This window comes from Lysinibacillus sp. FJAT-14222, assembly GCF_001278875.1.
Taxonomy (GTDB): Bacteria; Bacillota; Bacilli; order Bacillales_A; family Planococcaceae; genus Lysinibacillus; species Lysinibacillus agricola.
In genome coordinates this window covers 135724-156936 of sequence record NZ_LIYL01000048.1, presented here as the reverse complement: position 1 = coordinate 156936, position 21213 = coordinate 135724, and the positions used below count along the sequence as shown (strand labels likewise).

Genomic DNA, 21213 nt, shown 5'->3' with positions numbered 1-21213 from the left:
AAAGGATGAAATCATTCAATGAGCGGAATTTTTACATCTATGTTGCAGTTATGGCTTGAGATCCCAGCGTTACTTGGCTATTTAAAGGGGCAAACTTTCCATAAACCCTTTTCAAAAGAAGAGGAAGCTGCTTGTATTGAACGATTTTTAGGCGGTGATGAGCAAGCGCGTCTTGATCTAATTGAGCGTAATATGAGGCTCGTTGCACACGTTGTGAAAAAATTCCACCCAAAACATGAACAACTTGATGATTATATTTCCATCGGTACTATTGGTCTTATGAAAGCTGTAGAAAGTTATACGCCTGACAAAAAAACCCGTCTTGCCACTTATGCTGCCCGTTGTATCGAAAATGAAATTTTAATGCATTTGCGTACTCAGAAAAAAGTGCAAAAAGATGTTTCCTTATTTGAGCCAATCGGTACAGATAAAGATGGTAATGCCCTACAAATCCGAGATCTATTACAATGCGATGAAGAGAGTGCAACAGAAAAACTTGAACATAAAGAGCATGTTGCACAACTATACCATTATTTGCATATGCTTGATGCTCGTGAGCTAGAAATCGTTACCCTTCGCTATGGTTTAAACCAACAGGATGCACTTACGCAAAAGGAAATCGCTGCACGTTTAAATATTTCTCGTAGTTATGTATCTCGCATTGAAAAGCGAGCGCTTATTAAACTCTATCAATTATATAAAAGAGATCAAAAGTCTATTGAATAATATACTGTAAATTGATAATTGTAAAATTTCAATAAATCCATTAGATTAATCGGCAATTAATCTTGTATTTTTTTGATTATCACCATAACATGTGGTTGATTTCCGTTCCGATTGAGCGCTTTCCTGGAGGGGCTGATGAGCCACTTTGCGCGAAAGCGAAGCGTCAGCGGCAGATGGTTTTTGCACTTTTGGTAATGAGCCAATCCTTAGAAAGTTAGCGAAACTAATTAAACTGCAAAAAAGCTCCCTTGCGATATTGAATGTCGCAAGAGAGCTTTTTCCTCAATGAAATTCTACAGATTCTGAAAGTTCTGCTGAAATAAGTGTACCTAGTAACGTCGTAATAATGACTACACCTGCTGTTAAAAATAGCACCCGGAATGCCTCCCATCCAAATATGAAGAGATTTAATTAACAACAGTTTAGCATTGGTGAGACTTTCAAACTGTGATTTTTCTCACACTACAGACCACTCATTTTGACCATTCTGTGTACTTTATCCCACATTAACGGGCAATAAAAATACGATTGGTGAAAACTAATAATCAGCGGGGCGATAAAAAACTCCCCCTCTGATTAAAGTTTAACTTTATAACGTTTCAATAGCTTTTAGTACTATTTGTGTCGAATGCTTTGCAGCTACTGGCAAAAACTCATCGAAACTGATATTCGATTCTTTTCCAGCAATATCTGATAAAGCACGAATAACAACAAACGGAGTATCAAATTGATAGCAAACTTGTGCAACAGCTGCAGCTTCCATCTCTACAGCCTTCATTTGTGGGAAATGGCGACGAGCAGCTTCTACACGAATAGGATCATTCATAAAAGCATCGCCTGAGCAAATTAAACCAACACCGTACTGGTGCTCTCCAACTGCCTTTACTGCCTCTTCAGCCACTTTCATAAGTTTTTCATCTGATTTGTAAGCTGCTGGCATACCAGCCATCTGACCAATTTCATAACCGAAAATCGTTACATCTACATCATGATGACGGACTTCATCTGAAATAACGACTGCGCCTACTTCAAGAGTCTCATCATAGCCCCCGGCAGAGCCCGTATTAATGACTACATCAGGCTTGAATTCATGTAATAGAATAGTAGTTGACATTGCAGCATTCACTTTACCAATACCACTTTTTAATAAAACTACCTCTTTCCCTTCATAAGTTCCAGTTGTATATTCACTGCCTGCTATTGTTGTGCTTTTTGCATGATCTAATGATGCTCGTAAAAGCTCTACTTCTTCTTCCATTGCGCCGATTACTGCAATTTTCATATCTCTGTTAATTCCCTTCTTTATTAGCTCTATTAAAAATAAACAAACGAGTTATTTTCGTCAATAGGCGCCATTTAATGTATTTAGTTGCTCAAGTTGAACTGGTAGCCAACCTTCATTGTCGACCCATTCCATGCTAACACGATACATTTTTGTCTTATCATTCGTTGAGACTGTTGCAATAGCCGAATTAGCACTACCGTTATTACCTATACGCCAGACAATCATCTGATCCTTTTCGATACCTGTAACGGCTGTAACTGTTGCGACCTTTTCAGCCCAGTCTACTGATTTATCATCGTAAGAAGACACATGCTGGCCTGTTTGTGTTGTAGGTGTAGGCTCCCAACTTTTATTTGTTATGACCTTGTCAACAATTGGGTTGTCTGAAGTAGTTTCAGTAGTAGCGTCCTGTTCAGATGTTTGAGTTTCTTCTGTGGGCTCTTCCTTTGCAGGTTTTTCCTCTTGAGCTGCAACATCATTATTTTGCTCTTTAGAAGGCTCTTCCTTCACATCTTCTTTGTCGTTCTTCTGCTCCTGTATTGGCTCGTCTTTCTCAGCTTTTCCTGCATCATCCTGCCATTTAAACACGTATGTTGCTGTTATAATAATTAATATCACGACAATACCAATTAAAACATTCAATAGTTTATCTAGCTTTTTATTATGAGATGGCTGCAAATGACGACTGCTTCGAGTTTGTCGTTCACTCATGAAGTCTCCCCCTCTCTAGCCAATATTCTATCAAGTTCAACAGTACTTGCAAAATAATTGTGCTCATATATTTTTTCATAGAGAAAAATAAAGACATCTCGACGTATTTTCCAAAGATTTTTGGATCATCACCAAAACGTGTGGTTGATTTCCGCTCCGACTGGGCGCTTTGTAGCTGCTGTCGCTAATCCCCAAGGAGTCACCCAGCCGTAACGAAAATCAACCTATTTACATAGTATACGTTTTAGCAAATGTCATCCACAACTTTCGATAAAGAACCATTTTTTACCATTTGCGTGAAAATTTAAACGGAATATGGATTCAAGAATCAATTTCTCCTTGGCGTAATTGCTGTTGTCGCTTCGCTTTCGCACAGATAAACCCTGTTGTTGCTGTCGCTTCGCTTTCGCACAGATAAACCCTGTTGTTGCTGTCGCTTCGCTTTCGCACAGATAAACCCTGTTGTTGCTGTCGCTACAAAAAAACATTTGCGGATGAAGAAAAAGCAGCTAGCTCTCTTTTAAAAGATAAGCTAACTGCTTGTACAAAAAATTATTTTATTGAAATAATTTTAACTTTCATTTCGCCACCAGGTGTTTGTACGACAACCTCTTCGCCTTCAGCACGACCTAGCAAGCCTTTAGCAATTGGTGATTCATTAGAAATGCGGAATTCCATTGGATCTGCCTCAGCCGAACCAACAATCGTGTAAGATTCCTCTTCTGTTGATGGTTTTCCATTAATAATTTCTACAAATGTAACCGTTTTCCCTAGTGATACCGCACTGTTGTCCGTTTCATCCTCAGAAATAATAACTGCGTTACGAATCATTGATTTTAATGTAGAAATTCGACCTTCCAGAAAGGCTTGTTCTTCTTTTGCCGAATCATACTCAGCGTTCTCAGAAAGATCCCCGAAATCACGAGCGATTTTAATACGTTCTACGATTTCCTTACGTGTTTCTGTTTCTAATTTTACTAATTCTTCTTCTAATTTTCTCTTACCTTCAGCTGTCATTGGGAACTGTTTTTCGTTTGCCAAAGTTCTTCACTCCTTATTTTCGTCAATATAAAAACATAAAACTCGATTAAATGCCTAGTAGGGTACATTTAATCGAATTTTATTATTTTTAAACGTTTTCAAATTACTCTTTGACCTAATAGTATGCATGCCTTTCCGAAATATGCACAGATACGCATGTAAATATTGTCAATACCACTCTATCTTATTACAATACGTTGTCGGTTTCAAGAATAGTTTTAATTTTCGTTACCATCAAATCAATTGCAACCTCATTATCCCCACCCTCAGGAATAATAATATCAGCATAACGTTTCGTCGGCTCAATAAATAAATTATGCATTGGACGTACTGCTGTTAAATATTGTTCGATTACAGAATCTGTTGTACGCCCACGCTCTTTTATATCACGCATTATACGACGAATAATACGTATATCTGAGTCCGTATCTACAAATAATTTAATGTCCATTAAATCACGTAAATCTGCATCCTCTAACACTAAAATACCTTCTAATATAATAACATCTACAGGTTCAACATGAATAACTTCTTGTGCTCTTGTATGTTGTACATAATCATACACAGGCTTGTTAATTGGTTGACGTAGCAATAATTTTTTTATGTGCTCAATTAACAAATCATTATCAAACGCTAACGGATGGTCATAGTTTGTACCTAAACGCTCCTCAAACGTTAAATGACTTTGATCTTTATAGTAAAAATCTTGTTCAATTACAACTACTGAATGGTCACGGAAAACATCATAAATGGCATTGGTCACACTTGTTTTTCCCGAGCATGAGCCACCAGCGATTCCGATGACGACTGGACGCTTCGCTGCCATTAATTATTCTCCTTTCGCATCATGTTATGCGGTTTTAATGGTGTGTCGCATTTAAATTTAATAATTTGTAGTGGATGACGAGCAGCATCTAAGCTATTGCCATCCTCATCCCAAATTTCACCCATTGTAAAACGGAAATTTTCGATTTCTGGCCCAAAGAATTCTACCTCATCGCCAGGTTTAAAATAGTTACGTTGTTGCATTGTAACCATTTTCGTTTCTGGGTCATGCTCTAAAATTAGTCCAGCAAACTCATAAGTCGTTTTACGGCCATGTACACCAAACATTTGCTCCTCGTAACCAGGTGCATCGTGGAAGAATGCTTCAGCAGTATCACGGTTAGCACATTTGTCTAATTCCTCGAGCCACTCACGTTTAATTTTGAAATTGTCAGGGTCAGCACAATAAGCATCAATCACTTTACGGTACACTGAAACAACTGTAGCAACATAGTGAATTGATTTCATACGACCTTCTACTTTTAATGAATCAATACCAAGTTCAATCATATGTGGAATTGCTTCAATTAGCTTTAAGTCTTTCGGACTCATCGCAAAAGATGCGTGATTATCATCGAAAAGTGCCTTTTCTTCGCCATCTTCTACCTCGTATAAATCATAGTCCCAGCGACAAGATTGACAGCAACCCCCACGGTTAGAATCACGAGCAGTCATGTGATTCGAAAGTACACAGCGACCAGAATAAGCGATACACATCGCTCCATGAACGAATGCTTCAATTTCAATATCGACTTTTTCCTTCATAAGCTGCATTTCTTCGCCGCCTACTTCACGAGCTAATACTACACGATGTAAGCCTTCTTCTTTCCAATACTGTACAGCCTTCCAGTTTGATAAAGATTGCTGTGTAGAAAGGTGAATTTCAAGCTTTGGTGCAGCAGTACGGCATGTTTCGATGATAAGAGGGTCCGCTACAATAATGCCTGTAACACCCGCAGATTCAATATCTTTTAAATACTGCTCTAAGCCGTCCATATTTTCATTGTGGGCGAAAATATTTGTAGTAACATAGATTTTGGCACCGTATTTATTGGCGAATTCAACACCCTCACGCATTTCTTCAATTGAGAAGTTATCTGCGTTTGAACGTAGGCCGAACTCTTGTCCACCAATAAATACCGCATCCGCACCGTAATGAACTGCTACTTTTAATTTTTCTAGACTACCTGCAGGGGCAAGTAGCTCTGGTTTTTTTGTAATGACACGTTTACCGTCTACAATCTCACGGATTTTGTCATTTTGTTGTAATGCTAATGCCATGTTCTTGCCACCTCCTAGTAAACTGTTTCCTTGAAGATAAAGCCAGTATCAAGAGGTCTGATGGCAGGCTGAATTTCTTCAATTTTTGCTAATAAATCATCTTTAATATCTTCATACGCATCTTCTGATTCGTCAAAATATGTGTCGATTGCTTGACGATAAGCTTCTGTTACTGTGGCCACATATTCTGGTGTTTGAAGTACACCCTCAATTTTCAATGCATCAATGCCACCTTCGAATAATTCGCCTAGCTCATCAATAGTGCACATATCGTTTGGACTGAAAATATGCGTACCATTAACATCCTCATAAATTGGATATTTATTATTACGTTCATCATCATGAAGGAACATATTACGATTTTCCTTACGATTCTCAATTTCCATTACTTTATCCTGATATAAGAAATAATGGCCTAGTAATGGACGTTTTGATTGGAACATACATGTCATCCCATGTACTTGAACCTCAATCTCTACTTCCGCGCTTTCTTTAATTTCTAGCACTTCATCTAAAGAAAGTTCACGAGCAAGTATTGCGCGAGTTGCTCCTCTTTTTCCCCAATAATTTGCCGTAAACCAGTTCGTTGCAGTTGTTTCAGGATTCCAGTGTAACGGTATTGTTACACCTTGCTCACGACGAATGATTAATACTGCTGGATCACCGTAAATTAAACGGTCAACGCCAATACGTTGCATTTCTTTTAAATATTCGGCAAGCGCATCCAATTTTTCATTATGGAATAGCGCATTTACCGCAACATACACCTTTTTACCCGCTGCATGAATCAGCTTTGTAGCTTCTTCTACTTCACTAACAGAAAAGTCTCCTGCTAGTCGAAGACCAAATTGTTGTTCACCAATGACAAAAGCATCTGCTCCAGCATGTAAAAGTACTTTTACATGGTCCACTGATTGCGGTGTAACAAGCAATTCCGGTTTTTTCATAATAGTCACCTCTTCAAACATAGTAATAAGCCGTCACCGACTGGTAAAAATGCACTTGTATAATCTGGGTGCTGCATAATCCATTCAGTGAAGTTTTTTAAATTGCGAATCATTGTACGCTTGCGACGCGGTACATCCTTTAAATCCAAATCTGATAAGCCATGCATATACATATTATCGATATATAGAACTCCGCCAGATTTTACAAGAGGCGCGTACTTTTCAAAAAAGCGTTGATATTGCCCCTTTGCAGCATCGATAAAAACTGCATCGAATGTTGTATGGATTGCCTCATCTTTTACCTCTAAGGCGTCTCCTTCAATGACGGTAATACGATTTGATACTGTAGAACGTTCAATATAAGCCTTCGCTCTCGCAACACGCTCTGTATCACGCTCGATTGTAACGATATGCACATTTGGTAAAGCCTCTGCCATTCTTATTGCAGAATAACCAATTGCTGTCCCAATCTCTAAAATTTTTGACGGATTTTGAATACGTAGCAGTTGATTCAAAGCATCAATGCCTGCAAGCTGCATAATCGGTACATGATTCTCCTCCGCAAATGCTTCCATTTCTAAAAGCAAATCATTACGTGGTTGAATAAATGATTGTATATATGCATCTGATAATTCCATTGTTAAATCCACCCTCATTTAAAAGGCAACGAGCAATCTCTCGTTGTCTGTACTTCATCATTTAGCAACAAAAAGAAAAAGACCAAACGTGATGTCTTGGTACTTCGTCATACAAAAATGAGCAATTGTTTTTGTATAAGCTCATAACAATTGCCACCACGTATATTATCCCGCATTAACGGACTGATTGAATTTATTCCATGCGGATTGATCAAAAATCACAACTTATAATAGCACGAAAATAGAAGGAAAGCTATTTTTCTTTCCTTCTATCCACATTATTGTTATTTATTTTTTCTATTTTAAAGACATTACTCTGACTTGCGCAAATATTTTTCTACTTTTTGTAAATGTTCATCATATGTTTTCGAGAAGTGGTTGACACCCTCTTTATCCGCTAAGAAGAATAGGTAATCTGTTTTACTTGGATTTAGCGATGCTTCAATCGAAGTTTTTCCAGCACCTGCAATAGGACCTGGTGGTAAGCCTTTATTTTTATAAGTATTATAGACATTATCTACTTCTAAATCTTCATATAGTACACGATCTTTATGGGAACCAAGCGCATATAAAACAGTTGGGTCTGTTTGTAGTGGCATCCCTTGATCCATACGATTATAGAATACGCTCGCTATCGTTTCTCGATCTGTTTGGGCAGTAGCTTCTTCTTCCAATAATGAAGCAAATGTTAATAATTGATGCACAGACATTTTCTTTTCAGCTAGAACATCGCTGTAATTCTTCACAATCTTGTCCATAGCCCCCACCATTTCATCTACAATCGATTCTAATGAAGGTTTTTCTTCAAAGTAAGAATAAGTTGCAGGGAATAAATAGCCCTCTAAATCATAGCGAATATTATCGGCTAAAACCGCATCTGTCACAAGCTCAGGGTAGTTAGCCTTCATTTGTTGAACAAATGTATCGCTTGTTACTAAGTCCATAAATTCCTTTTCAGTGTATGGCGTTTTCTTTTCAACAATATTACCAATTTGTTCAAGCGTTAAACCTTCTGGAATCGTCATCGTAAAGACTGGCTTACGGTATACCTTCCCAGTTTTTAAACTTTCTATTAGCTCATCAAATGTCATTGCCTGAGTTAAATCATAATCCCCTGCTTGGAATTTTGATTCATTTTTAAATTTGGCATAGTATTTAAAAACACGAGAATCTTTAATAATGCCTTCTTTCTCTAGTAAAGTCGAAATAGAGCCTAAACTTGAACCAATTGGTACTTCAACTGCTATTGTTTTAGTCGCATCCGGATCTATTGGTTTTAAGGCACTCTTCACATAATTATAGCCTAGTAAACCGACAATCCCTAATATTAGAACAAAAGCAATTGTAACAATAGCAACGATTTTTCTCACAATTTTTACCTCGGATTTTCTTTCTTGCATTTTTGAAAACATTTCTTGTTTTTTTGAACCGTTATTCACGGGTTTCCCCCCTATCACTTCATTATCATACTAGAAATCAACTTTCACGACAAACAGAAATAGATAATTCAGTAGAAAAAGCACACAGAAAAAACAGGTTACGACAAAAGAAAAAATATAGTTAATATGAAGCAATAAATAAAAGTTGATTTTCACAGGGTTAATTAACAAGCTGAAACCAAAATAGTTTTATGGCTTCAATGGAAATATAAAAATCCAGGTAAAATTAATGAGAGTTTGATTATGGAAAGCTCGCCATGGAGAAAACAAAAATCTACCAACTATTTTGTTAAGATTATTTTCCCACATTAACGGTCAGAAAACTTATTATCTCAATATAAAGTGATAACGTGTCACTTATTTCAGACTATAATTGAAAAGATTCTTGTTTGATATCGACTAGTAACCCCTTTGCAAGCTGTGAGATAACCACATCATCTGTCGGAGGATTGAAGCGGCTATATCTCTAGCTAATTGTTCTTGTGCTAATAACATTTCATAAAGAGAAATTTCCTCGCCGCCATATTTTTTTCAATTTTAAAATGCTCAAACGGAAATCCTCCGCTCTCATCATATTTAGTAGCTGTCTTGTCAATTTGTTGGGCCAATTCACGAGTATCCTGGACTAGCTGTTGCTCACGTTCGTTACGAGTATAAACATCACTCAGCTCTGAGGCACCTTGCTTTTAGTAAATCTATTTTGTGGTTTTTATAGCCCTAAATATTCTCTTAGTGTTGAACCTATATACTCTTTCCGATAAATGCCACGTTCTTGTAAAATTGGCACAACGTTGTTCACAAAGTCCTCAAAATCACGTGGTAATATTTGTAATATCCTCAACTGTATAATCACTTTCCTTTGCTTGTGCAGCCTGCCAACAAACCTATCTCAATACACTGACCAGTAGTCCACATAATGTCATCATCTTATTCCATTCTTTATAAATAAGCTTACTTGGTTTAATTAAAACAAATCTTATCTACTTACTCACAATTGGTCAATACTTCATTTTCCACACCATCCCTAACCATCTAAAAATCCTGATAAAACACTTCGTAAAAAAATGTTTTTTTCTCGAAAGTTCATTACATTCAATCGAAAATACACAAATTCCATTTACAGATAGCATACTTTTACATATTAATACCCACTTACATAAAAAAACTCTGAGTAGCTTTATTAAGCACTCAGAGTTTTTGTTACAAATCATTTAATACATCTTCAACAAATGCCCATTCTTCATCTGTTTCAATGGGTAATAATTCTTCAATTGTTCCGTCATTTCCAGGTACGTATTGGGCAGCAAAAATATCTCGTTCCTCTATCGGTTCGTCCGTTGACAGAACATATAGTACATAGGATTTGCCAAACTGTTCTGACGAAAATGTATGAATGACCTCACAAACCTGATCTGATCCATCCTCATCTGTTACTGTAATTAGCTGCGGCTCCTCCTGAAACTCGTCTAGAAGTGTTAGGACTACCTCATTAATCATTTCCCATTCTGCCTCAGTTTCAACAGGCTGTAAATTTGTCATTTCTCCATTGTTATCATCGTAATCAAATGTCATAGCAGAAATGTCTCCAGGAATTTCGTTACCATCTTCGTCAATTAACGAAAACAATACATATGATTTCTCCTCTGCATCGAAGGTAAAGACCACACGGCATTTTTGCTCCTTGCCATCCTCTCCAACTATAAGAAACTCTTGTGTTTCTTCACTCATTTAATCTCCTCCTTAATTAGGCTAAATTATGTTTCAAACTTTGATACGAGTCATTTTTTGGGTGACACAAAAATCTCACCTTTAATTCATTGGATTCGCCATAGTCTCACATAACCTCACAGCTTATGGCTCATCACCATAACGTGTGGTTGATTTCCGTTCCGACTGGGCGCTTTGTAGCTGACGCTTCGCTTTCGCACAGATAAAACAATTGTAGCTGACGCTTCGCTTTCGCACAGATAAAACAATTGTAGCTGACGCTTCGCTTTCGCACAGAGCAAAGCTTCCTGGGGGCGTCCGATGAGCCGCTTGGGGCAACAAGTGTTTTTTTGTGCGAAAGCGTAGTGCAAACGTAGCGGCAACGACACGATGTTGGTCACAAAGGCGTTATCACAGGACGTGATGGTCTTAGCCTTCGTTCCTCTATTGCTGATCCCCAAGGAATCGTCCAGTCGTAACGAAGATCAACTAATATACAGAGCATATATTTTTAAAAATGTCATCCACAACTTTTAGTGATGAGCCAGCTTTATTCTTTCAAAAGTAAAAAAGGAACAAGGAGTGCTTGTTGCCATCCTTGTTCCACACTTTTAAAGATTACGATTAGTCCTCGTTTTCATCCTCTAAAGCGTTTAATACGTCTTCTACCATATCCCACTCTGCTTCTGTTTCGATTGGTGTTAACTCACCATCTTCACCATTTTCAGATGGTACAAATGAAGATACGAAGATTTCTACAGAACCATCTGCATCTTCTTCTGCACCTACCATAGAGTAAAATACGTATGATTTACCAAATTCAGCCGATTCATGTACGTGAATCACTTCACAAAGCTGTTCGTTTCCGTTCTCGTCAATCACTGTAATGTGTTGTACATGTAATTCTTCTTCATGGTTGTGCTCGTGTGCCATGTGCTTGTCACCTCATCAATTAATTTTTGCTATCTAAATAGCCTTGTAAAATCATCACAGCAGCCATTTTATCAATGACTTGCTTACGCTTTTTGCGACTTACGTCCGCATCGATTAGCATACGCTCTGCAGCCATCGTTGTTAAACGTTCATCCCAAAGCTTGACCGGTAATGAAAATGTATCTTCTAAAAGCTTTTTATAGTCTTCAGAAGCCTCTCCACGCGGTCCCACCGTATTATTCATGTTTTTCGGGTATCCTACAACAAATTCTGTTATAACATATTCCTTTACTAGCTCGGCTATACGGTCAATTCCGAACTCGCCGTTTGCTTCATCAATTTTTACGGTTTCAATACCTTGGGCCGTCCACCCTAGAGCATCACTAACGGCAACGCCTACGGTTTTTGACCCAACGTCTAATCCCATAATTCTCATTTCTAGCCCTCGTTATTCTTTTTAATATAAAATTTAACAAGCTCTTCTAGAATTTCATCACGCTCAAGCTTGCGAATTAAATTACGAGCATCCTGATGGCGAGGAATATACGCCGGATCACCAGAAAGTAAATAACCGACAATCTGATTGATAGGATTATATCCCTTTTCCTCTAAAGAAGAATGTACTTTCAACATTACCTGCTTGACTTCCTGTTCCATTGATTCTTCTGGAAAATTAAATTTCATCGTTTGATCAAATGAACTCATGACCAGCACCTCGCTTTCAGAAATAAGGAGATGTGCAAAAAGCTCATCTCCAATTTCTCTTTATTATAACATGATTTGGCGTATTATTTAAATGGATTTAACATAATCATACACAGAAAGTAGTGCTTCATCAAGTTTTGATGCATCTTTTGCACCTGCCATCGCCATATCTGGACGACCGCCACCTTTACCAGCACATGCTTCTGCTACCATTTTTACGATATTTCCTGCATGGTAATTGCCACCAACTAAATCTTTTGTGACACCCGCACATAGCATAACCTTATCGCCATCGACAGCACCAAGAACGATAACAGCTTTAGGCATTTTAGCTTTTAAGTCATCCATCATTTGGCGCAGTTGATTATTATCCTTCGCCTCAACTTTGGTAGAAAGAACTGTTACATCACCAAAAGTTTGCGCTGCATCCACAATAGCACCCGCTTGTGCATTTGCGATTTTTTGAGATAATGCCTCATTTTCACGTTGTAATTCTTTGTAGTCAGCTTGTAACGCATGTACTTTTGTCACAATATCTTTTGGATTTGCTTTTAATAAAGCTGCTGCATCGTTTAATAACGCTTCTTCTTCTTTTACTGTTTCATATGCAACTTTACCTGTAACGGCCTCAATACGGCGAGTACCTGCACCGATACCACCTTCTGAAACAATTTTGAAGAAGCCAATTTCAGAAGAACGTTTTACGTGAATACCACCGCAAAGCTCAATAGAGTAGTCACCAATTGAAACAACGCGAACAACATCACCATATTTCTCACCGAATAATGCCATTGCACCCATAGCTTTTGCTTCATCGATGCCCTTTTCTTCAATCACAACCTCTATATCATCCCACACTTTTTCATTTACGATACGTTCAATTTGCTGTAATTCCTCTTTTGTCACTTGACCGAAGTGAGAAAAGTCGAAGCGTAAACGATCAGGTCCTACATATGAACCTGCTTGGTTAACATGATCACCTAGTACATCTTTTAATGCACGTTGCATAATATGTGTTGCTGTATGGTTTTTAATAATTAAATTACGTTCATCACGGTTAACTACTGCTTTCACCGCATCTTCAACATGCATTTCGCCAGATTCTACAAGTACTGTATGAAGCGGCTGACCATTTGGTGCTTTTTGTACATCTTTTACAATGGCAGTAAAGCTATCATTAGCAATAACACCGCTATCCGCAATTTGACCACCCATTTCAGCATAGAATGGTGTTTTAGCTAAAATAACTAGTGCTTCTTGACCTTCAGATGCTACTTTTGTTACTTGACCATTAACAATCATCGCCGCAATTTCTGTGTCTACAGATAATGCATCAAAGCCTACAAATTCACTTGCAACCGTCAAGTTTGCTAACACTTCACTTTGTACTTGCATAGAGTCCACATCTTGACGAGCTGCACGTGCGCGTTCACGTTGTTCTTCCATTGCTGCTTCAAAGCCTTCATGGTCTACCTTCATGCCTACTTCTTCCGCATACTCTTCTGTTAATTCGATTGGGAAACCGTAAGTATCATATAAACGGAACGCATCTGCACCTGGAATATAGTCATGGCCAGCTGCTTTTTGAGCCTCTACTACTTCGTTAAAGATAGCAAGACCACCGTCTAATGTTTCATGGAAGCGAATTTCTTCATTTTTAATAACACGTTGGATAAACTCACATTTTTCCGTTACTTCTGGGTAGAAATCATTCATAATTTCACCAACAGTTGGTACTAATTCAAACATAAATGGCTTTTCAATACCGATTTGTTTTGCATAGCGCACAGCTCGACGTAGTAAACGACGTAATACATAACCACGACCTTCATTTGAAGGAAGAGCACCATCACCAATGGCAAACGCCACTGTACGGATATGGTCCGCGATAACTTTAAATGGTGTGTTGATATCTTCTTCTGAACCGAAGATTTCACTTAGCGCTACTTCACCTGGAAGTTTATATTTGCGATTTGCTAACTGCTCGATTTTTTCAATAATAGGCATGAATAAATCAGTATCAAAGTTCGTTGGAACATTTTGAACAACTGATACGATACGCTCTAGACCCATACCAGTATCAATATTTTGCTTTGGTAGCGGTGTATATGTGCCATCAGGATTATGGTTGAATTGAGAGAACACTAAGTTCCAAATTTCAAGATAGCGTTCATTTTCACCACCTGGATACATCTCTGGATCATTTTCATCTGAACCGTATTCTTCCCCACGGTCATAAAAAATTTCTGAGTTAGGACCAGATGGACCTTCACCAATATCCCAGAAGTTCCCCTCTAGTCGGATTAAACGCTCTTCAGGAATACCAATTTCGTTATGCCAAACGTCATACGCTTCTTGATCTTCAGGATGGATAGTAATAGATAAAAGCTCCGGATCAAAGCCCATCCATTTTTTATTTGTTAAGAATTCCCATGCAAAATGAATAGCTTCTTTTTTAAAGTAATCCCCAATTGAGAAGTTACCAAGCATTTCAAAAAACGTATGGTGTCGAGCCGTTTTACCTACGTTTTCAATATCATTTGTACGAATTGATTTTTGAGCATTTGTAATACGTGGATTGTCAGGAATGATACGACCATCGAAATATGGTTTAAGTGTTGCAACACCTGAGTTAATCCAAAGTAATGATGGGTCATTGATTGGCACAAGCGGTGCTGATGGCTCATGATGATGACCTTTTTCTTTAAAGAATTCTAAATACATGCGGCGAATTTCTACTGCTTTCATATGAAAAGTTCCTCCCAATATGTTTTGTAAAATCACGATATGAATCCGCAAATCAACATAAAAAAAGCCCCCATCCCAATAAAGGGACGAGGACTTGTGATTTTCTCGCGGTACCACCCTAGTTGTAAGTAAAAGTATACTTACCTCTTTAGCACTTGTAACGTAAGTGAACGGCAGGGATTAACTGCACTCTGGAGTAGCTTTCGGTATTTGCTATTGTGAGGATTTTTTCAGCCAAGAAATCCCTTTCTTTTACACGCACAAATACGTACTTGTTCCATCATTGTTTTTACTATTTTCTAACGAGCATTATAAAAAAAATATTTTCTTCTGTCAATTGGTACTATAATTGCTAATCGTAACAAAGCTCATTTGAGTTCGTCATTTAAGTGTTTATAGAATAGTAGATTTTCTTCTTCAATTACTGAAAAATTCTTATTGTGACGTATCATATTAAAGTATTCGTTTACTTCAACATTAGAATTTATTCTATTAAAATGGTATAAGTCATTCCACTATGCTATCGAGAAAAATAATTTTTTTTGTAAAAAACGAAGGTAGACAAACCAGTCAACAAGACCATTACGACCATTACTACCCAAAATGCATTTGATGTATTTTGATATGGTAGCGGCACATTCATCCCATAAATGCTGGCAATTAACATCGGCACCGACAATATGATTGTAAATGAAGCGAGTAATTTGAGTACTTGGCTTACGTTGTTTTGAATTACGTTACCATATGCATCCATAATATTATTTAAATTAACTTGATTGATTTCCGTCACTTCATACGCTTGATCTATCTCAATAAGCACGTCGTCTAAAATATTTGCATCGTCTTCATCTAATATGATATTGCTCCCCTGTAATGTTTTTTGCATAGTAAATTTCATCTGTTTTAGTGATGTTACCATATATATAAGACTTTCATTCAAGTATAGTAATGTGTACAACTCACTATTACGATATGACTTGGCAAGTTCCCTTTCTGCTAAAGAGACTTCCCGTTCAATAGTAGCTAAAATATCAATATACGCCCGCGCAGTTATACTTAATATATTTAAGGTGTTGCGCGTTTTCATGTGTGTCTCAAAAAGAGTCATCTCGCCATTAAACAGATCTTTCATGAAAGGTAGCTCTTCTCTACATATCGTAATCATATGATGTTCAGTGTGAACGATACCCATAGGAATTGTTCGATATTTCACGTCTTGAGAAGAGCTCTCAACATCTATTCGATCATAAGGAATATGAATAACAATCAAGACAGCCCCGTCACGTTCTTCAATTCGCGGGCGTTCTTCTATATCGAGTGAATCGGTTAAAAAATCGCTTGGAATAGCAAGAGCTGCCATCACATGTTCAATTTCACTGGATGTTGGTGCTTCGAGATGAAGCCAACTGTTATAACCAATATTTGATGTTTGCTCAAACTTACCTTCAGAATTACTTTTGTATATTAAAAGCATTTTGATACACTTCCTTTCTTATATACAGTGTAAAAAATATTAAAAACGTAAAAATTTTGTTTTGTAAAATACGTAGACAAGACCTCCACTAATGCCTGCCATGAGCCCAATAATCACCGTAAACATGAATGGTTGATCTTCATAAGGCAATGGAACGTTCATTGCGAAAATACTCCCCATAATAGTTGGAATCATCAGGACAATAGTAATGGTAGTTAGTATTTTCAAAACGCTATTTAGGTTATTATGAGTGATTGCCGCGTACGCATCCATTAGATTACTTAAACTAAGACTACGCATTTCCGTTACTTCCGCTGCTTGTTCAAGGTCTACTAGCGCATTATGCAGCATTTTCTCATCTTCTTCATATAGTTTTATATCTTGCCCTTTGGAAAGGTGTAAAAATACATTGTGCATAGCTCTCAAAGATGTTGAAAAATATACTAAACTTTTATTGATATTAATCAAGCCGAATAGCTCGCGGTTGTTATGTGATTCTTTCAATTCTTGTTGTAATCGTCCAACTTGTACTTTTATTCGCTTGAGAAAATCAAGATACGACTGGGCAATTGCTTCAAAAAGTAGCAATGTTATTCGAGTCTTCATATGCGTTTGAAATGTTCCATACTTCCCTGAAAATATATCTCTACATATTGGATTGTCTTTTTTTGTAACAATCACCAAATGATCTTTCACATGGATAATGCCGATTGGTATCGTCCGATAAGGAATTTCTTCGTACAAACGTTCCTCATTCATCGCCACAGGAGAATTGAGAATGATGACCATTGACGAATCATCCTTTTCAATCCGAGGTCGCTCATTGATGTCTAAGGAATCGCGAATAAAATCTTTTGGAATATTAAGTTTATTTGAAACTTGAGAAATTTCGGTATCTGTCGGATCCACAAGATAAAGCAACGTGTTGTGGACAATGTTAGATACCAGTTGTAATTGACCTGATGAATTACTTTGGTATATCGTAAGCATCTTTTTTCCTCACTTTCTCTTTTAAAATAGCTTTGTTTTGTAAAATATCCATCCTGTCAACAAGCTAATGACTGTGGAGATGGACATAAGGACTGCTAATGCGTATTCTTCATCCTGCTTTGGTAATGGGAAATTCATCCCATATATCGTTGCGACCATCGTCGGAAACGTCAAGATAATCGTAAAAGCAGTTAAAACTTTCACTACGACACTAAGGTTAATTTCAATTGCAGCAGAATAAGCGTCCATTAAATTACTTAAATTTTCGTTGTAAATTTGTGATGTATCGAATGCTTGCTGCATCTCATTAAAAGTAGCTTGCATCCGTTTTTCATCTTCTTCGTTCATCTCCAAGTTCAGCACTCTTGACAATTTTTTCAGCATCACAAGATTGACTTTTAGCGCCTTTGAGAAATAAACAAGACTTTTATTTATATTGAGCAAAGTATACACTTCACTGTTTTTTATCGATTTTTGTATTATTTTTTCAGATACAATAACTTTTTGATCAATATCATCAAGGCAATGTAAATAGTAACGGGCCGAAACAAGCAATAGCTGTAAAATATAAGATGCGCTCATATTGGGGTAAATATCCTTAACAAGAATATTGCTAAATTCCTGTAAAATAGGATGATTGACGCGACAAATTATAACAATTACATCATTTGTTTGAATAATACCAATCGGAATTGTCCTATATGGTATAACTTCACCATTTGGCATTTTTATTGGCACATTGACAATCATCAAAAAATCATTCCCATTTTTTTCTACACGTGATCGTTCATCAATATCGAGGGAGTCACTGATAAAGTCAATTGGTACTCCAAGGTGACTAACAACGTACTGAATCTCCTCTTCTGATGGTTCCGTGAGATATACACAGCTACCCTGAACGATCTTGGACTGTTCTTGCAGTAGCCCTTCTCCGCCACTTTTATAGATTTTAAGCATCGAATCGTCCTCCTAATCTGTTGAATTAAAACAGATCTTAGTTTTTTACTCCTACTATCTCCATCGGTCATACTTGGACTCTCCATCTTGACCCCCTCCTTTCTGAAAGTGAACTCTTATTCTCTTGCTAAAAGGGCAATGTGTAATAAGATTCTTTTTTGGAAACTAAAAAACCCTCTAGGAGTCCTAGAGGGTATAAAAAAGTGCACAAAAAATAAAGCAGCACAAAAAAGCACTTTCGATTCCCCCTAGTCGAGTTTTAGCACACCGTAAAGAAATGGAATCATCTCTTAGCCACCTTATGAAAAGCCTTAATCCGGCAGTTCCTGTTCTACCCATGGGTATCTTTCGATATTTCTGGGCAGTGGCCTATGTTTGTATAGGAGCCTCACCTAACGAGGTAATATTTAATTTCCTCGCCATCGTAATCCCTATTTTTAAATTTGTCAAGAGTATATTAATATTCCCAAAGTACTTTTTATTACAAATTTCTGTTTAAAACAAGCGGTGAATGGAGGAGTCTTCACTTTAAAATTTGCTGTAGTTTACAAAAAAAATTTTAATCAAGACAGATAAAAAACATTCGTAATTTATATTTATACTCTGTTTTAAACCACTTTCTCTATTCCATTCAGTTGTTCAAGTGAAGAAGTGATGAGAAACTTTTACGCTGTTAACCTAGCGACTCACATATCACCAAAAGGATATATTTTAGAGGCTCTTCACCAAAATATGTACTTAACTGCACATTCCCCGCGGGCGTGTCCTCCCTCTCGCCTCCATGCGTTTTCATAACCTACTTTTTTAATCAAGAGCAGAGTTTAGTCTTGACCCTTTTTAGATTAACAAAAATTTTTTAATCTTATATCGAGGCATTGAAACTAAGTAAATCAACTGTATTTTTTGTTCAGCTAAAGCAATTCGAATCCAAGAAACATACGTATTATGAAAAGAACTTAACAGCTTTAGATTGTTACAGAGGCTATTGATTATCATAAATAGTGATTGCACAAATCTGTTTATTCACTTCAACCCCATAATTTGATTTGAGGTTGAAAGACATGCCTTTGTAAGCATAAAAATAAGGCTCATCACCAAAAATTAGAAATAACATTTGTTAAAACGTATGTCATTTGTATAAGTAGATTGGAATAGAGGCTGGGCGACTCATTGGGGATCACAGCGTCACAAATGAGTACCTGGAGCGAGGGCAGTAGAGGAACGTGGGCTAAAAGCATCCCTGTGATAACGTCTTCGTGACCAACATCCTGCTACTGACGCTTTGCTTTCGCTACTAAAACATTTGCTGAATGAAGATAAACTATTTCCCTGATACAGTTTTAAGATTTTAACTTTCAGAAAAATAAATAATTGGTTGTTGACAATAAAAATTATTCAGAGTACAATTCACCTGAAAACAATAAGTCCTCGTTAGGTGAGGCTCCTATGCAAACATAGGCCACTGCCCAGAAATATCGAAAGATGCCCATGGGTAGAACAGGAACTGCCGGATTAAGGCTTTTCATAGCTAAGAGATGATTCCATTTCTTTACGGTGTATAGTGCTAAAACTCGACTAGGGGGAATCGAAAGTGCTTTTTTGTGTTTTTTTGTTTTTTTTGCGCGCTTTTCACCCCCTCTAAATCGTTAGAGGGTTTTTTTATTTTATTTGACTTAAAAGGGGGAAACATGTGATGGATAGTTATTCGATATGGCAATTCATATTTTTAAATAATTCAAATACGGCAAAAGGCAGAGTTTTTGTGTTCAGTCCGCACATGTCCCTTTCATTAATAATCTGATTATTAATTTACATTAAATTAGAAATATTAAGATAGGTTTATTGATGTGTACTTCGAACAAGATACATTCTAAGCAAGAAGCTCCCTTTTTTATGGGAGCTTTTTTATCTGTGCGAAAGCAAAGCGGCAGCTACAAATGTTTTCTGTAGCGAAAGCGAAGCGACAGCTACAAGTGTTTTCTGTAGCGAAAGCGAAGCGACAGCTACAAGTGTTTTCTGTAGCGAAAGCGAAGCGGCAGCTACAAGTGTTTTCTGTAGCGAAAGCGAAGCGGCAGCTACAAGTGTTTTCTGTAGCGAAAGCGAAGCGACAGCTACAAGTGTTTTCTGTAGCGAAAGCGAAGCGACAGCTACAAGTGTTTTCTGTAGCGAAAGCGAAGCGACAGCTACAAGTGTTTTCTGTAGCGAAAGCGAAGCGACAGCTACAAGTGTTTTCTGTAGCGAAAGCGAAGCGACAGCTACAAGTGTTTTCTGTAGCGAAAGCGAAGCGACAGCTACAAGTGTTTTCTGTAGCGAAAGCGAAGCGACAGCTACAAGTGTTTTCTGTAGCGAAAGCGAAGCGACAGCTACAAGTGTTTTCTGTAGCGAAAGCGAAGCGACAGCTACAAGTGTTTTCTGTAGCGAAAGCGAAGCGACAGCTACAAGTGTTTTCTGTAGCGAAAGCGAAGCGACAGCTACAAGTGTTTTCTGTAGCGAAAGCGAAGCGACAGCTACAAGTGTTTTCTGTAGCGAAAGCGAAGCGACAGCTACAAGTGTTTTCTGTAGCGAAAGCGAAGCGACAGCTACAAGTGTTTTCTGTAGCGAAAGCGAAGCGACAGCTACAAGTGTTTTCTGTAGCGAAAGCGAAGCGACAGCTACAAGTGTTTTCTGTAGCGAAAGCGAAGCGACAGCTACAAGTGTTTTCTGTAGCGAAAGCGAAGCGACAGCTACAAGTGTTTTCTGTAGCGAAAGCGAAGCGACAGCTACAATTACGCCAAGGCGAAATTGATATTATTTTTTTATTTTAGTG

At 37.6% G+C, this 21213-nt stretch carries 21 protein-coding genes, 2 riboswitches and 1 other annotated feature; of the genes, 2 read left to right on the top strand and 19 right to left on the bottom strand.

The window, feature by feature from the left end:
* Positions 1–18: 18 nt before the first annotated feature.
* Positions 19–726, top strand: coding sequence for an RNA polymerase sporulation sigma factor SigK (gene sigK / locus AN161_RS20755; protein ID WP_053596228.1), 708 nt, complete (start codon positions 19–21; stop codon positions 724–726).
* A 589-nt stretch (positions 727–1315) separates the two neighbouring features.
* Here sigK and mtnN read toward each other — a convergent pair.
* The 19 genes from mtnN to AN161_RS20675 all read right to left on the bottom strand — a co-directional run bounded on the left by mtnN (position 1316) and on the right by AN161_RS20675 (position 18407).
* The gene (mtnN, locus tag AN161_RS20750; RefSeq protein WP_053596227.1) at positions 1316–2008 is read right to left on the bottom strand and encodes a 5'-methylthioadenosine/S-adenosylhomocysteine nucleosidase; all 693 of its coding nucleotides are present in this window, start codon (positions 2006–2008) and stop codon (positions 1316–1318) included.
* A 60-nt stretch (positions 2009–2068) separates the two neighbouring features.
* A complete protein-coding gene (locus tag AN161_RS20745; protein ID WP_053596226.1) occupies positions 2069–2722 on the bottom strand; it encodes a YrrS family protein in 654 nt (217 codons plus the stop codon).
* A 321-nt stretch (positions 2723–3043) separates the two neighbouring features.
* A complete protein-coding gene (locus AN161_RS31130; protein ID WP_277815965.1) occupies positions 3044–3172 on the bottom strand; it encodes a hypothetical protein in 129 nt (42 codons plus the stop codon).
* Positions 3173–3274: 102 nt separating this feature from the next.
* Positions 3275–3763: a transcription elongation factor GreA gene (greA, locus tag AN161_RS20740; protein ID WP_053596225.1), complete on the bottom strand. Its 489-nt coding sequence runs from the start codon at positions 3761–3763 to the stop codon at positions 3275–3277.
* A 187-nt stretch (positions 3764–3950) separates the two neighbouring features.
* The gene (gene udk, locus AN161_RS20735) at positions 3951–4589 is read right to left on the bottom strand and encodes a uridine kinase (RefSeq protein ID WP_053596224.1); all 639 of its coding nucleotides are present in this window, start codon (positions 4587–4589) and stop codon (positions 3951–3953) included.
* Positions 4589–5869: a U32 family peptidase gene (locus AN161_RS20730; protein WP_053596223.1), complete on the bottom strand. Its 1281-nt coding sequence runs from the start codon at positions 5867–5869 to the stop codon at positions 4589–4591. Before AN161_RS20730 ends, udk begins: the two co-directional genes overlap by 1 nt.
* 14 nt (positions 5870–5883) lie before the next feature.
* Positions 5884–6816, bottom strand: coding sequence for a peptidase U32 family protein (locus AN161_RS20725; RefSeq protein WP_053596222.1), 933 nt, complete (start codon positions 6814–6816; stop codon positions 5884–5886).
* A gap of 5 nt (positions 6817–6821) precedes the next feature.
* Positions 6822–7454: an O-methyltransferase gene (locus AN161_RS20720; RefSeq protein WP_053596221.1), complete on the bottom strand. Its 633-nt coding sequence runs from the start codon at positions 7452–7454 to the stop codon at positions 6822–6824.
* A 311-nt stretch (positions 7455–7765) separates the two neighbouring features.
* Entirely contained in the window at positions 7766–8893 is a 1128-nt protein-coding gene (gene mltG / locus AN161_RS20715; RefSeq protein WP_053596220.1) for an endolytic transglycosylase MltG, read from the bottom strand.
* Positions 8894–9602: 709 nt separating this feature from the next.
* Positions 9603–9734: a hypothetical protein gene (locus tag AN161_RS31125; RefSeq protein ID WP_277815967.1), complete on the bottom strand. Its 132-nt coding sequence runs from the start codon at positions 9732–9734 to the stop codon at positions 9603–9605.
* 359 nt (positions 9735–10093) lie between these two features.
* The gene (locus AN161_RS20710; protein ID WP_053596219.1) at positions 10094–10621 is read right to left on the bottom strand and encodes a DUF1292 domain-containing protein; all 528 of its coding nucleotides are present in this window, start codon (positions 10619–10621) and stop codon (positions 10094–10096) included.
* Positions 10622–10754: 133 nt separating this feature from the next.
* On the bottom strand, positions 10755–10895 hold the full coding sequence (locus tag AN161_RS29910; RefSeq protein ID WP_158003078.1) for a hypothetical protein: 141 nt from the start codon (positions 10893–10895) through the stop codon (positions 10755–10757).
* 329 nt (positions 10896–11224) lie between these two features.
* Entirely contained in the window at positions 11225–11533 is a 309-nt protein-coding gene (locus tag AN161_RS20705; RefSeq protein WP_053596218.1) for a DUF1292 domain-containing protein, read from the bottom strand.
* Positions 11534–11552: 19 nt separating this feature from the next.
* Complete coding sequence (gene ruvX, locus AN161_RS20700) at positions 11553–11969, bottom strand: Holliday junction resolvase RuvX (protein WP_053596217.1); 417 nt, start codon at positions 11967–11969, stop codon at positions 11553–11555.
* A gap of 2 nt (positions 11970–11971) precedes the next feature.
* Positions 11972–12238: an IreB family regulatory phosphoprotein gene (locus tag AN161_RS20695; protein WP_024363117.1), complete on the bottom strand. Its 267-nt coding sequence runs from the start codon at positions 12236–12238 to the stop codon at positions 11972–11974.
* A gap of 87 nt (positions 12239–12325) precedes the next feature.
* Positions 12326–14986 (bottom strand): alanine--tRNA ligase, encoded by a 2661-nt coding sequence (alaS, locus tag AN161_RS20690; RefSeq protein ID WP_053596216.1) that lies wholly within the window; start codon positions 14984–14986, stop codon positions 12326–12328.
* 79 nt (positions 14987–15065) lie between these two features.
* Positions 15066–15279 (bottom strand) — a binding site (T-box leader).
* 227 nt (positions 15280–15506) lie between these two features.
* Complete coding sequence (locus AN161_RS20685) at positions 15507–16460, bottom strand: magnesium transporter CorA family protein (protein ID WP_053596215.1); 954 nt, start codon at positions 16458–16460, stop codon at positions 15507–15509.
* Between the two features lie 39 nt (positions 16461–16499).
* Positions 16500–17450, bottom strand: coding sequence for a magnesium transporter CorA family protein (locus tag AN161_RS20680; protein WP_053596214.1), 951 nt, complete (start codon positions 17448–17450; stop codon positions 16500–16502).
* Positions 17451–17471: 21 nt separating this feature from the next.
* Complete coding sequence (locus AN161_RS20675) at positions 17472–18407, bottom strand: magnesium transporter CorA family protein (RefSeq protein ID WP_053596213.1); 936 nt, start codon at positions 18405–18407, stop codon at positions 17472–17474.
* Positions 18408–18645: 238 nt separating this feature from the next.
* A riboswitch (M-box (ykoK) riboswitch) is annotated at positions 18646–18814 on the bottom strand.
* Between the two features lie 1013 nt (positions 18815–19827).
* Positions 19828–19996, top strand: a riboswitch (M-box (ykoK) riboswitch).
* A gap of 348 nt (positions 19997–20344) precedes the next feature.
* On the opposite strand from AN161_RS20675, the gene AN161_RS20670 reads away from it, so the two are divergent.
* The gene (locus tag AN161_RS20670; RefSeq protein ID WP_053596212.1) at positions 20345–21211 is read left to right on the top strand and encodes a hypothetical protein; all 867 of its coding nucleotides are present in this window, start codon (positions 20345–20347) and stop codon (positions 21209–21211) included.
* Positions 21212–21213: the final 2 nt, after the last annotated feature.